The 14,182-nt window shown below is 42.9% G+C and carries 13 protein-coding genes; 7 read left to right on the forward strand and 6 right to left on the reverse strand.

What is annotated here, in order from left to right; genetic code table 11:
• Positions 1-89 precede the first annotated feature (89 nt).
• From V7K31_RS18640 to V7K31_RS18655, 4 genes are all read left to right on the forward strand, one after another.
• On the forward strand, positions 90-593 hold the full coding sequence (locus V7K31_RS18640; protein ID WP_335095953.1) for a DEAD/DEAH box helicase family protein: 504 nt from the start codon (positions 90-92) through the stop codon (positions 591-593).
• Positions 594-1,262: 669 nt separating this feature from the next.
• The gene (locus tag V7K31_RS18645) at positions 1,263-1,487 is read left to right on the forward strand and encodes a hypothetical protein (RefSeq protein WP_335095955.1); all 225 of its coding nucleotides are present in this window, start codon (positions 1,263-1,265) and stop codon (positions 1,485-1,487) included.
• A gap of 244 nt (positions 1,488-1,731) precedes the next feature.
• On the forward strand, positions 1,732-1,929 hold the full coding sequence (locus V7K31_RS18650; RefSeq protein ID WP_335095956.1) for a hypothetical protein: 198 nt from the start codon (positions 1,732-1,734) through the stop codon (positions 1,927-1,929).
• Between the two features lie 110 nt (positions 1,930-2,039).
• Complete coding sequence (locus V7K31_RS18655; protein ID WP_335095958.1) at positions 2,040-2,987, forward strand: aldo/keto reductase; 948 nt, start codon at positions 2,040-2,042, stop codon at positions 2,985-2,987.
• Between the two features lie 11 nt (positions 2,988-2,998).
• Here V7K31_RS18655 and V7K31_RS18660 read toward each other — a convergent pair whose 3' ends face one another.
• From V7K31_RS18660 to rimO, 3 genes are all read right to left on the reverse strand, one after another.
• Positions 2,999-3,577, reverse strand: coding sequence for a Uma2 family endonuclease (locus V7K31_RS18660; RefSeq protein ID WP_335095961.1), 579 nt, complete (start codon positions 3,575-3,577; stop codon positions 2,999-3,001).
• Positions 3,578-3,920: 343 nt separating this feature from the next.
• Positions 3,921-5,450, reverse strand: a complete 1,530-nt coding sequence (locus tag V7K31_RS18665; protein ID WP_335096091.1) for a DEAD/DEAH box helicase — start codon at positions 5,448-5,450, stop codon at positions 3,921-3,923.
• A 155-nt stretch (positions 5,451-5,605) separates the two neighbouring features.
• Positions 5,606-6,925 carry a 30S ribosomal protein S12 methylthiotransferase RimO gene (rimO, locus tag V7K31_RS18670; protein WP_335095963.1) on the reverse strand — a complete coding sequence of 440 codons (1,320 nt, stop codon included), beginning with the start codon at positions 6,923-6,925 and terminating at the stop codon, positions 5,606-5,608.
• A gap of 723 nt (positions 6,926-7,648) precedes the next feature.
• Here rimO and btpA point away from each other — a divergent pair.
• From btpA to V7K31_RS18685, 3 genes are all read left to right on the forward strand, one after another.
• Positions 7,649-8,497 (forward strand): photosystem I biogenesis protein BtpA, encoded by an 849-nt coding sequence (gene btpA / locus V7K31_RS18675; RefSeq protein WP_335096092.1) that lies wholly within the window; start codon positions 7,649-7,651, stop codon positions 8,495-8,497.
• A 138-nt stretch (positions 8,498-8,635) separates the two neighbouring features.
• Complete coding sequence (locus V7K31_RS18680) at positions 8,636-9,619, forward strand: vitamin K epoxide reductase family protein (RefSeq protein WP_335095966.1); 984 nt, start codon at positions 8,636-8,638, stop codon at positions 9,617-9,619.
• A 40-nt stretch (positions 9,620-9,659) separates the two neighbouring features.
• Positions 9,660-9,902, forward strand: coding sequence for a hypothetical protein (locus V7K31_RS18685; protein ID WP_335095967.1), 243 nt, complete (start codon positions 9,660-9,662; stop codon positions 9,900-9,902).
• 524 nt (positions 9,903-10,426) lie between these two features.
• On the opposite strand, the gene nadB is transcribed toward V7K31_RS18685, so the two are convergent.
• From nadB to V7K31_RS18700, 3 genes are all read right to left on the reverse strand, one after another.
• Entirely contained in the window at positions 10,427-12,097 is a 1,671-nt protein-coding gene (gene nadB / locus V7K31_RS18690) for an L-aspartate oxidase (RefSeq protein ID WP_335095968.1), read from the reverse strand.
• Between the two features lie 243 nt (positions 12,098-12,340).
• Complete coding sequence (gene psbU, locus V7K31_RS18695) at positions 12,341-12,769, reverse strand: photosystem II complex extrinsic protein PsbU (protein ID WP_334941149.1); 429 nt, start codon at positions 12,767-12,769, stop codon at positions 12,341-12,343.
• Positions 12,770-13,248: 479 nt separating this feature from the next.
• A complete protein-coding gene (locus V7K31_RS18700) occupies positions 13,249-14,028 on the reverse strand; it encodes a DUF3120 domain-containing protein (protein ID WP_335095970.1) in 780 nt (259 codons plus the stop codon).
• Positions 14,029-14,182: the final 154 nt, after the last annotated feature.

Genomic DNA, 14,182 nt, shown 5'->3' on the forward strand with positions numbered 1-14,182 from the left:
TACTAATACTGCTTTCATAGTTAGCGATCGCCATATAGATATATCATTGACATCCAAGCATCTCAAACTTTATTAAGGTTATCAGGGATATGGAACAAATATTAAACGAATACTGTAAACAATTTAATCCTGGGCTGCTTCTCCTGAGTATGCCGACTGGTTCTGGTAAAACATACAATGTCCTCAACTTTATCTATTCTAATTACGAGGAATTTGCTGCTCAAAATAGAAAAATCCTATTTATTACCAACCTCAAGAAAAATTTGCCAATTTCCGAACTTAAAGAGCGTTTTATTACTGATGCAAAAGAAGATACTTTTAATAAATATGTTCTTTTTATTGATTCTAATATAGATACTGTAACTCAAAATCTATTCGCTGTTGATGATGAAATTCCTGATCAATTCAAAACAGAAGTTTATAAAAAATTAAAATTTTATATAAAAACACTCCAATATAGGCAACTTCCCAAAGAAATTAAAGATAGCCTTGAAACAGAAATTCGCAAAAATATTGAGCCAAAATTCCGAAAACCTATTATAGAAGCATTGAAGAATAATTTCAAAACAAAAAAAGCTTCAAAAATCTTCTGAATCAAAGGCTAGGAAAGAGTTCAAATATTTCATCTGAATTACGGAACTATCTTCTAAACAAACATAACATAAGGCTGATTTTTTCAAAACAGAAGGAAAATATTGAAGATTTATTTGACGCTTCTCTCAATATAAAATATTTCGGTGAAACTGAAAAAGAAGCATATTATTTCGTGGCAGATAGAAATGTAAAAGATTATTCTTTCAAAGATGCCTGTCATCTCCGTCAAATCGTTGCGTTAAATAAATCGAAACTGATATTCAGACAACTTCTTCAAACTATGGATGTTGATTTTGTCCGCACAGGGCAAAGTACCGTAATCCCTTTTCCATTTAAGTATATTAGGGAGTATAAAAATTTTGGATGTGCTAAATAAATGACTGTATTAATCAGTATAAATCAATTGTAATAACTCTTGGTTTGATACACTATACTTGTATTTCATAAAACTCTAATACACGGAAAAATATTTTATAAAGCTAAAAGTAATAATTACTATAGTTATAGTATTGCTCTGTAATTTTATCAGATGCAATCAAGCCACATAAAAATATCAATGTGAAAATGTGGTTTTAACTACGCTATTATATTGAATTAGTAAGATAAACTTGCTGTATGTATGTCCTCAAAATACTTGCCTTCATTTAGTAAAAAAACAGGCATAGGTAATGAACAAAGAAGTAGTCAAAGTAATATTATGGGAAGAAAATCAAAAAGATTTTCTCAAAAAGTTCTACGATCTCCAATTTACTCCCAGAGTAGGAGAGGAAGTTTACCTAAAAAAGGAGAGATGGAAAGTAACCAGAGTTGAGCATGATTTAGAAATTAGTGAGATTAATATCTACATGGAATTAATCAAAAAAGCCAAGCAGGAGAAATCATCTAATTCATAAATCTATCTATAGGATTCCTAAAATCTCAGTAACTCTTAATAAATAGCCGACGACAGCAAAGTGTCTGCCTCTCTCTCTCTGCCTGCAACAAATTGGTTGGCTCGACAGAATAGATTTTTGGCAGTGGCAGACATTACCTATTTAATACTGTCGTTACTGAAACCGAATTTTAAGAGGTAGGCGATCGCACTCCAGTAAATACTATGAGAGTACAACACTAGTTTTACCTCCAGAGGTTGATAAAATGAAACGAACACTCTATATTCCTGATGAGTTGTGGAAACAATTTGACCAATACTTAAAAGATCACCCAGAGCAAAACCCATCAAGTGTTGTACAGGCAGCATTGGCAGAAAAGTTACGCCCCAAAAATGGTTTAAGGTTACTATTCCTGGCAGAAATCGTGGAAAATGCCCCTCCAGACGCTTCATTACACAGGTAAGTTGAAACATTGTCAGTTTGAGCTATGGTGTCCAATGCTCCATACCCAATTTTGTCTGTGACGATACACTATAAAAGTAAAGAAATATAAATAAATTAAATTTTGCAACCGTGGAAAATATCACATTGGGGCAAAATGGCCCAGTTGTTACACCCTTGTGCATAGGCACTTGGGCTTGGGGTGATAAACTATTTTGGAATTATGGCGATCGCTACGGCCCAGAAGAGTTACAAGAAGCCTTTACAGCAGCCTTAGAAGCTGGTATTACCTTCTTTGATACTGCCGAAGTCTACGGAATGGGAAAGAGCGAGAAATTTTTGGGGCAATTTTTGCAACGGACACAACAACCTGTACAAATTGCCACAAAATTTGGTCCCCTACCGTGGCGATTTACAGCCCAATCCGTCTCTGATGCTTTAACTCAAAGCCTCAAACGCTTACAATTAGAGCAAATCGCCCTGTACCAAGTGCATTGGCCTTTTGCCTTCTTTTTAAGTCAAAAAACCTTGATGAATGCCCTAGCGGATGAAGTGAAGCTCGGCAGAATTGCCGCAGTCGGTGTGAGTAATTACTCAGCAGAACAAATGCGAGACGCGCATCAAATATTGGCAGCCCGTGGAGTGCCTTTGGCTGTGAACCAAGTACGCTATTCTTTACTCAGTCGCCAAATTGAAAGCCAAGGTATTATCACAACTGCCCGTGATTTAGGTGTGACTATTTTGGCTTATAGTCCTTTAGCACAGGGATTACTCACAGGTAAGTACAGTATTGATAGTGCTGAAATCCCCAGTGGTGCGAGGAAAATAGACTCGCGATTTAAGAAAGAAGGTCTGCAAAAAATTGCCCCAGTCATATCTTTGTTACGCAACTTCGGGGAAAAATACGATCGCACCCCAGCCCAAGTTGCTCTCAACTGGTTAATTGCTCAGGGTAACGTTATTCCCATTGCTGGGGTGAAGACAGCCGAACAAGTGCGGCAAAATGCTGGTGCTTTGGGCTGGAGATTAAACGAGGATGAAATTGGGCAGTTAGAACTAGTTAGTCGTCCTTGGCTGTAATAATTTCTAAACTACTCAAACACAGGGGGCCAAATTTCTGACACTACTAGCTCCCAACCTGGTAATAAGTCTGGTAGTGTCAGTTTGTCGTTGTCCTGCAAAACTATTGGTTCTTGGTTGAGTCGATAAACGGTGAGCGTCAATTTGTCAGGATCAATCAAAATACCAACCGTAGCTCCAAGTTGTAAGAATAGCTGAATCTTTTCTACTAATGGTTTAATGCGATCTGACTTAGATTTTATTTCTACCATCAAGTCAGGCACCAGTTCCACAAAGTCGCGCTTGCTTGTTTTTAGTCTATCAGCCCGAACAAAAGATACATCAGGAGCGCGGAGATTTCGTTTTTCGTTATCAGCTTCTTTGCCGTTTTCAGTTTCTAAGGTAGGCAAAATGAAACCCGCGCTAGAACCCGTTATCCATCCTAGTCTCTGTGGGCGTACCCAATTACCCATCTGCCGTGCAAACTCAGCACCTATTTCCTCTGACTCATAATCTGATGGGCCCATAACAACTATATTTCCGTCTACAAGCTCCATCTGCCATTCTGGATGCTCTGCTTGCAGTTGCTCTAGGTCTGGGATAGTGAACATAAGACCACGAAGAATGCATCTTTAATTGATCTTCCTACAAACCAATACGCTTGGGTTAGCCCTAAAAACCTTAAGTTGCGTAGGTTGGGTTGAGGAACGAAACCCAACAATTAACGCTTAATGTTGGGTTTCACTTCGTTCAACCCAACCTACGATTATCCTTAAGCCAAGCGTATTGTCCTATAAATTGGTAGAAAAAGTGACCCAAAAAGCCAAAAAGTCAAGAGCCAAAGTCAAAATATTGACTCTTAACTCTCAACTCTCCCATTTTAGATTTGGATTTTGGATTGAAGAAAAAATCTAAAAATCTAAAATCCAAAATTGATTAACTTTTAACTGTTAACTAAGAAGCTGATTCCCTAGCTGTAGGTGAACCTAGCTTTTTACTAGGGGATGCAGAAGACTCGTGTCCACTTGTCCGCAGTTTTGGCTTAGGAGAAGCATGTCTTTCTTCACCATTGCTGCTATCTGATTTCCATGCAGAACGGGGGCGATCGCTGGAAGATTCACGACGCTTACCCAGTCTGGGTTTGGGAGCGGAAGATTCCTCTTGGGGAATTTCCACGTCTGAGTTCAACCAAGCGGGACGAGTTTGATCGTAAGCGATTTGCAGTGCAGCTGCGGCGATCGCTTGAGCATCATATTCTTCAATCAGTTCGCTGACAATCGGCAAGAATGAAGCCAAACGCTCACCTGTCAAAGCTTCTCTCACCAGTTCTTGCAATTTCAGAATGTGTTTTGCTTCAATCTGGGCGCGTGTGGGAATCGTCAGCACTTGCCAATTTTGGCGGTTATGACGTTCAAATGTTTGTTGCTTGCGCCGCTCAAATGGCTGTACTAAAGAAATTGCTGTTCCTTCTTTACCAGCACGACCAGTACGACCAATGCGATGGACGTAGGTTTCTGCACTATCGGGTAAGTCGTAATTGATCACATGGGAGAGTTGATCGACATCTAACCCTCGTGCAGCAATATCAGTTGCTACCACCCAACGGACTTGACGGTTACGGAATCTGAGTAATAAGCGTTCCCGCGCTTGTTGGGACAAGTCACCGTGGTATTCATCGACACTATGACCAGCAGATTGTAACTGACTGGTGAGTTCGGCGGCTGTGCGTCTGGTGCGGACAAAGATTAAAGCTGTTTCTGGATCTTCCATTTCCAGAATCGGCTGTAAAGCTTTGGCTTTTGTCCAGTGGCGGGGGATCAGATAAGCTACCTGATTAATCTTGTTGGGAGAGGCTTTTGGCTGCTCAACGGTGACAGTTGCAGGCGATCGCAAAAATTTGTTCACCAACATCCGAATCGATGGTGGCATTGTGGCTGAGAATAAAGCTGTTTGGCGATCTACGGGCGCTTGAGAGAGGATTTTCACCACATCGTCAATAAAGCCCATACTCAACATTTCATCGGCTTCATCCAACACAAACCACTTCACTTGATCGAGCTTTAAACAGCCGCGATCGAGCAAATCGATCACCCGTCCTGGGGTGCCCACTACCATGTGAACGCCACGTCTGAGTTGTAACATTTGGCGGTCAATTGATTGACCACCGTAGATTGCTAACACCCGCAATCCTTCATCACCGATGAACTGAGCGATCGCATCGTGAACTTGCATTGCTAATTCACGAGTTGGTGTTAAAACTATAGCTTGCACGGCTTTTTGATTAATATCCAGCCGCTCTATGATTGGCAGTGAAAATGCTGCCGTTTTACCTGTTCCAGTTTGAGATTGGCCTACCACATCACGACCAGCTAGCAATTGGGGAATTGCCTGTATTTGAATGTTAGTCGGTTCGGTAAAACCGATTTTTTCTAGTTGTTCGACACGTTCTTGGGAAATGCCTAATTCTTGAAATGAAAGAGTCATTAATTCTCCTAAATTTTTTGTAAGGATTTTTGGATTAGTCATTAGTTATTAGTCATTAGTCAGCCTGCAGAGTCTTAGGGGAAACCCTCCATGAGGAAATACTTCACCAGAAGGGCGAACCCGTAAGGGTCATTTGACAAAAGACAAATGACAATTTAGTTATTGACTACTTGACCATAGAGGTCGTATGTATCAGCGTGGTGAATCGCTATTGGCACGATGGTTCCTAACTTTGCCTGACCTTTGACATATACCAGACCATCGACCTCTGGGGAAAATCTACCTGAACGACCGATTAATTCACCACTTTCAGGATTTTCTTGCTCAATCAGGACATCAACTATTTTGCCTACTTCCTGTTGATTTTTCTTTTGGGAAATCGGTTGCTGGAGTTCCATAAGTTGGTATTGGCGCTCATCCATCACCAATTGGGGCAAATGATTTGGTAACTTATAAGCTGGGGTTCCTTCCTCAGAGGAAAAGGTGAAGACACCAACATGATCGAATTCATGCCGTTGAACAAACTCTAGTAGATGCTCAAAATGCTCGCTTGTTTCTCCTGGGAAACCAACAATAAATGTTGTCCGCAATACGGCTGTTGGTAGCGCCGTTTTGATGCGATCTATAATCCCATCATTTACACGTCCTTGCCAAGGACGATTCATCGCGCGGAGGATCTCTGGATGAGAATGCTGCAAGGGCAAATCCAGATAAGGCAAGACGTTGGGTGTTTCTTGGATGGCCGCTATCACATCTGGGGTCAGTCCCGTGGGATAAGCGTAATGCATTCTGATCCACGGTATATCTACTTTCCCCAAAGCGCGAAGTAATTCGGCTAATTTTGGCTGACCGTAAATATCTAGACCGTAATTAGTGGTGATTTGGGAAATTAGAATAATTTCCTTTACCCCTTGACTAACTAACTGCTCCGCTTCGGCGACTATAGATTCAATAGTACGCGATCGCTGGTTCCCTCGAAGATGAGGAATTATACAAAATGCACAACGATAATCACATCCTTCCGCAACCCGCAGGTAAGCTACGCCCTCGGTTGTCGTGCGATAGCGCGGTGTAGTTTCGTCGGCAATGTAGGTTGGTTCAATACTAACCTGTTTGACCCGCTCGCCAAGTTCAACACGCTCAATTACATTTACAATTTTGTGATAATCGCCAGTACCCACAACGGCGACTGCTTCTGGCAACTCCTCCAAAAGTTGTTCTTGGAAGTGTTGCGCCATACAGCCAGTGATTACGATTTTTTTGTTTGCCTCTGCCAGTTCTACCAAAGTTCTGACAGATTCAAGTCTCGCTGCTTCAATAAAACTACATGTATTAACAATAACGTAATCTGCTAACTCTTCGTTTGTATCTACACCGTAGCCTGCTTCTACAAGCAGTCCTAGCATGTGTTCTGTATCAATTCGATTTTTCTCGCAGCCCAGGTGAGAAATGGCAATTGTTGGCTTGTCACCCATATTTTGAATATATCTTCATTTTTTTCTTGTAGTCAAACATTCTGGCGCTAACTTTGCTTTTTTGCTATCAGAATCCTCATCAAAACAGTACAGTGGCAAATTCCCACTGTCAGCAACTGTCCGTCAACTTATGACCCTATCAATAATAAAAATAGAGGCCATGTTATGATATTCCTATCAATCTGTTCCCCAGGGTAAACTGAAGTGTCTTTGGGTACATTTGACACTTGTAATGTTTTTTAACAGTTCGCCTATTGGTATTTTAGATTACCGCAGCGTGTGCGTTGTTAACCTACCCATCGGGGAGCCGCCCAAAGGGCTTGTTGTGAGAAGTCGCTACCCTCAGGGAAATCGACGAAAGCGACTACGCCTATAAAGCAGTAATGCTACCCTGGCGATTGGCAAGTCCTACGACGGTGCGCGGACCAGACGCCTAAACCACGGAAAGCTGCCTTGCATCTAATGAGTGGCAAACTCCTCTTGTAGCCAGATTTTATCTTAACATATCTTATGGGAGGTTTCACGCCAATTTCCATCTGAGGAAGGAGGCAGTAGACCAACTATCATAAAACACATTTGACTAATTAATGAAAAGTCAAGAGTCAAGGGTTAAGAGGAGCCAGTCAAGTGCGTATTTTCCCGACCTTAAGGGGAGTAGCGTTGAATTGGCGTTCAATAGTCAAAAAATTCTGGACTCTGGACTCCGCGAGGCGGATTAAAGAAGTGGACTTATATCAGATATTTAAAACTCGCTCACCGATTATTGGCGTGGTTCATCTGCTACCGCTGCCTACTTCACCCCGTTGGGGAGGTAGCCTAAAAGCGGTGATTGACCGTGCCGAACAAGAAGCCGCAGCCCTAGCAAGTGGAGGGGTTGACGGGCTGATTGTGGAGAATTTTTTCGACGCGCCGTTTACCAAAAACCAAGTCGATCCAGTGGTTGTGAGTGCCATGACCATCGTGGTGCAACGGATACAAAATTTGGTGACTTTGCCCATAGGCTTAAATGTTTTGCGAAACGATGGCAAAAGTGCAATGGCGATCGCTAGCTGTGTGCAGGCGCAATTTATCCGCGTCAACGTTCTCACAGGAGTGATGGCAACCGATCAGGGATTAATTGAGGGAGAAGCCCATCAATTACTCCGCTATCGACGAGAGTTAGGCTGCGATATTAAAATCCTCGCCGATGTGTTGGTGAAACACGCCCGTCCTTTGAGTTCTCCAAATCTCACAGTCGCCGTCAAAGACACCATTGAAAGGGGTTTAGCAGACGGAGTTATTTTATCTGGCTGGGCTACTGGTAGCCCTCCTAACTTAGAAGATTTGGAACTAGCTTGTGGTGCAGCAAATGGCACGCCAGTATTCATTGGTAGTGGGGCTAATTGGGAAAATATTGATACATTGATGCAGGCAGCAGATGGTGTAATAGTTTCCAGCTCCCTGAAACGTCACGGACGCATAGAGCAACCAATTGATCCAATTCGCGTCAGTCAATTTGTTGAGGCTGCCCGTCGCAATTGGAACTCCAAAGGTGAAAGCAAATCAACAGAACAAGTAAAGTTACATTCTTAAATGGGGCATGGGGAGCAAGAATTTTAGATTTTAGATTTTGGATTTTAGATTGAACTTTAATCCAAAATTTAAAATCCAAAATCCAAAATTGAATTGCCCAATGCCCAATGCCCATTAACCAATAACCAATAACAGTTTATGATTCGCCGCCGTTCTACTCCTTGGATTCATAAATGGTCACGTCCATTGATTGCCGCGATCGCTGGATGTGGTGCCCTGATAACAGGTTATCTCACCATAGAAAAGTTAACAGGAGGCAATGCAGCTTGTGTGGCACAGGCTGGTGTCAAGGGCTGTAATGATGTGCTTTCCAGTCCTTGGGCAACGGTTTTTGGCCAGCCATTAGCCTTGTTTGGGTTTTTGGCATACACCAGTATGGTGATATTTGCTTTGGCTCCCTTGGTATTCAACTCCGGGGAAAACAATCGCCGCAAACAATTGGAAAATTGGACGTGGTTGCTGCTGCTGGCGGGTGCGATCGCTATGTCTGTCTTTAGCGGCTACTTAATGTACGTGCTGGCATCTCAAATTAAAGCTATTTGTCCTTACTGTATCGGTTCAGCTTTGTTCTCTCTGAGTCTTTTGGTACTGACGATTATCGGTCGGACTTGGGAGGATATTGGACAAATCTTTTTTACTGCCATTATTGTCGGGATGGTGACGCTGATTGGTACTTTAGGCGTATATGCTGGCGTGAATAAATCAGATATTACATCGGGAACTCCTGGACAACCCGTACAGATTAACTTTATTCCCAAGGTAGAGCCTAACCCAGCATTCGGTTGGGAAGTTACCACTACTTCTGGTGAGGCAGAAATAGCTCTCGCACGCCAGCTTGCAAAGGTAGGCGCGAAGGAATACACTGCTTACTGGTGTCCTCACTGCCATGAACAAAAGCTGCTTTTTGGTAAAGAAGCCGAGGAAATAATCAACAATGATGTTAGGGTAGAGTGCGCTCCCGATGGACTCAAAGCTCAAACAGAACTGTGTAAAGCCGCAAAAATTGAAGGCTTCCCCACTTGGATCGTCAATGGTAAAAGCTATAGCGGAGTCCAAAGCTTAGAGGAACTAGCGAAAGTTTCTGGTTACACGGGACCTCGTAACTTCAAGTATTTCAAGTAATTGACAGGCTAAGATTGATAATTAATTTTTCACCTCTACTATGTCTCAAAACCACAACAGCAATTCCCGAAGATTGCCCAAAATTAGAACCATAATTTTCTACATCTTCGCTGTCACTGCTGTTTTAGTAGTAGCCTTTCCTTGGCTGTACGAAATTAAAACCAAGGCTGGGATCGACATCTTACCTGAACGCCACGCTGGAACCTTTTTTGAAAAACATACACACGGACTTTTCAAGTGTAAGTGGCTTTATCCTTACCATTGCGATCGCCCCCAAGGTTAAGTAGGGGAATTGAACAAAAGCATGACTAAGAGCGTATACTTTGATTTATTTTTACAACACTTGGGAGCTACCTGGGGATGTAATTATTAATATGTACTGATAGCCACAAAAGTCCCAGTTGCAGTTTGTCAGATAATTGGCCTTAACAGCAGATTGTAACAAGCTCCTCTGTACAGATTATTGTAAGGGCACAACAATGTTGTGCCCTTACCTGTGTACCTCGTTTACCTGAAAAACGCTGTATAGTAAAACATCACAAATACCACGATGTCTTGAAGAATCTTGCTGATACCAATTCTATATGAGGCTGCGCTTTATTCACGTAGGGGCAATTCATGAATTGCCCCTACAGCCTGTAGTTTTGTATCAGTCTTATGGGCGCATCTTCAAACATAAATGCTATGAGTTGAAAGAACTCTTATAAACTCTATTTAGCTTCGGCTTGAGCCATTTTAGTTAGATAATTAATAGCTATAGGAAATAGAGAATGAATCAGCAGCTAGGCAAGGGTTTTGTGAAGTTAATCATAGTGGAGATTTCCACCAATGATCTGTCTGTACAAGTGTGTGGACTTGCCAATTTGGGTCTGCTTGAGGATAATCTAAACGGTAGTGTCCGCCTCGACTTTCGGTTCTAAAAGCAGCACTTTTGAGAATTAAATCAGCCACATCTAATAAATTGCGGGTTTCTGCCCAAAGTCCCAATTGCCGTTGAACATCTGGTATGTCAAAACTAGCTGGTTCTGCTGGGCGTAAAGCAAACAAGAATTGACTTAAAGGCAAGATAGCGAAATCTTGCTGCCAAGATTCAATAGTAGCGATCGCACTTTCCAACCCTGATTCTTCCCGACAAATACCAGCACTTTCCCATACTAGACGCGGTAACTTCTCCCTGAGTGCTTCTAGCTGTGCTTGCTGGATGTGCCACTCACTGGCATCAACACTAAATTTTCGTAATGGCAGCACTGGGGTTTCTGATGGCAGCCCAATACTTTCCAACTCAATATTAGCCATCTGGGCCCCAAACACAATACATTCCAGCAGGGAATTACTGGCAAGGCGATTTGCCCCATGCACCCCAGTACTAGCGGTTTCACCCACGGCGTACAAACTGGGGATATTTGTGCGATTCATCAGATCCGCGACAATTCCACCCATCCAATAATGGGCAGCTGGCGCTACAGGAATTGGTTCATGGAAGACATCAACGCCCCAATGCTGACAAACTTTGATGATGTTTGGAAAGCGGTGACGAATCTTGTCGGCGGGGATGGGGCGCATATCCAACCACACATGGGCAGTCGCCAGATCAAGGGCGGTACGTTGTAAATGGCTGAAAATTGCTCTACTGACCACATCTCTGGGTGCTAGTTCCCCCGCAGGGTGGTAGTCAAAGGCAAAACGCCGCCCTTCGTTATCGACAAGGTGTGCGCCCTCGCCGCGTACAGCTTCGCTAATCAGAAAGCGATCGGCACCAGGTTTAGTCAGGGCAGTGGGGTGAAATTGCACAAATTCCAAATCGCGGAGGATCGCCCCAGCCCGATATGCGATCGCTACCCCATCACCCGTACTTACGGCCGGGTTAGTGGTTTGGGCAAATACCTGACCGCCGCCGCCAGTTGCCAGTACCACAGCACCAGCTTTTACCCAGGTGATTTTACCTTGATAAAACAGGCTAATTCCCTGACAGCGACCAGTTTCGGGTTCAATCCACAAACTCAAAGCCAAAGCTTGCTGAATAACTTGAATATTCTGGCGACGTAATACTTGGTCGGTGAGGGTGGTGGTAACTTCCCTGCCTGTGGTGTCGGCGGCGTGGAGAACGCGGTTGCGAGAATGGGCAGCTTCTAAAGTTAAAGCCAAGGCTTGGCCATGACGGTCAAAAGCAACGCCCAAGTTAACTAGCGATTGAATGCAGTTAGGGGCAAGTTGGGCGAGAAATTCTACGGCGGTGCGATCGCATAAACCTGCACCAGCCCGGATCGTATCTTCAATGTGCAGCGTGGGAGAATCTTCCGGGGAAACTGCTGCGGCAATGCCACCTTGCGCCCAATCACTGGCGGACAAAGCAACAGTTTCTTTGGTAATCAAGCCGACTCGCAAGGACTCTGGTAGACACAGCGCTGTGTATAGTCCAGCTGCACCAGCGCCGACTACTAAAACATCAAATTGGCTAGGAATATCTATCTGAGGCAAGGTAATGGGGGAGGGGGAAGTGAGGAGACGCGATTAATCGCGTCTGTACAACAGGAGACGCGATTAATCGCGTCTGTGGGAGGGGGAAGTTAGGATTTAGAAGTGAGGAGTTTTGAATTTTTAACTCCTAACTCTTAACTCCTGTAGAGACGCGATTAATCGCGTCTCTACTCCTAACTCCTAGTTCTCCCACTCCCTAGAATTAGGAGTGGGCTGCTATTTGCTACATTAACTGTAATTCAGTTATCTGTAGATACCGTTGTTAAAGCGATCGTCTCCTTCATTGAAGGCAGGCTCTACTTCTGTGACGGTAAATTTATCGAAGTTGGTTTGCAGGGTTTGTTTTTGGCGATCGCTCAATCCTGGAAGATCCAATATATCCTCTACATTTTTGTAAGGAGCATTGGTGATGATTTTCTTAGCCAGGGTAGGATAAAGCCCTGGATATTGTTGAAAAGCTCGGACGTTGGTATTATTCAAATCAATTTTTTTACCAAATTCCGTTCCTAGTTTAGCGTCTGCCCGATTCTGCCGCTCAATTGCTAGAACGGGGACTTGGGGAAAAGCAAAACTGTTGAAACTAGCAGCTTGGGCTATTTGAGTGGTTCCTAACCATCCCCAGCAACTAAGTAACAAACTAAACACTGTTAATAAACGCGCTAATCTTTTCACGATTTTTCTACCTCTTTCCATCAAACAGAAATAAAAGTTTTAAGCTAACAGTGGTCATTAGTCATTAGTCATTAGTCATTCGTGAGAGCGCCAAGGACAAAGGACAAAGGACAAAACCTGATAGCTTAATCAACACAGCAGTCATCAAAAACTAATATACAGCGTATTAATATCCACAATATTTGCCGTTACTGGGTTTGACTCTACTTTTGCCAAAAATCTTCATCGTGGTTAGAGTGCTTACATAGCTGCAATAGCGTTGCATCCATGATTCTGTAGCATTTACAGCTAGACGAAATCTTTCCGGGATGGCTGATTCTGGCGATGTCTAATACCGAAAACTCTACCAAAAAAGACTTGATGATGATGGACTCTTATGTAATATTTCTTAACTGATTAATCATTTACAGGATCATTCTTGATGTGCTGTAGATTGGGCTGGGAAAAGTTTCGGTAACAGATGCAACCTCCTGCCTTCTTTACGCTGCGATCGCAGCTAATAAAAATAGGCTGTCTACCAAAATTGTGCTTAAAACTGCGCCACTAAAGGCATACCAGTGTCTTTGATTTCGACCTAAAGGTAAAATCCCGACTGTCAACAGCACTAAGGCGAGAATTATAGCCCAAGTTTGTCCCCAAGGCGTTTGTACTTGCGTTAAGGCATTTTGTAAGATTTGTGGTGCTAAATCTGCATCTACTCTCATAATTTGCCGCCAACAGGGCATCAAATCTACTATATAAAAATATACATCTGTTAAAACTGTACCGAGTAAAGAACCTAAATAAAACCAGTTACCCACCTTGCCCCAATTCTTCGCCAAACACCAGCAAGCAAACGGTAAACCGATAAACTCTACTGGCAGATGCCATAAAGGTTCCCAACGTAACCAGCCCCAGTAAATCGCTCCTGCTAACCAACTCCAGCTAAACCCGAAGAGCAAATCCCCCCATACATAAGTTGCAGGACGTGACATTAACCTAAAACTTAGCCACACCCAAAATCCTGTCAGCGCTAAACTTAGACTTGGTAGCGATCGCACTATTGGCGCTTCTACAAATACTGGCACTGTTACCAAAAACACCGCCGCAGCAAACACTAACCAAGTTTGTCTCTTAGAAATAGATAAGGGAACAGAGAGAGAAGAGGAAAGTGTAGATTCCAATCGCCTGATCCCCTTCTGCCCAATATCAGCTAAATCCAACTCGGTATCAATAGAAGGGGTAGAAGCAGTGTAGGAGGATAGTGTATTATTAATCAAAGTTTTTAATATTTGTTACTAAACTTCATCTTATTTAAGATATCACATTTTAGAATCCCCCCCAGGGGCATTGTAATTATACTGAAATTTCGGGGAGCGCTGGCGCAAACCAAACAAAACATTCTGCGGCAGATTAATCCATTAAAGTTGCGCT

It is taken from the genome of Nostoc sp. (assembly GCF_036917675.1).
Classification (GTDB): Bacteria; Cyanobacteriota; Cyanobacteriia; order Cyanobacteriales; family Nostocaceae; genus Nostoc.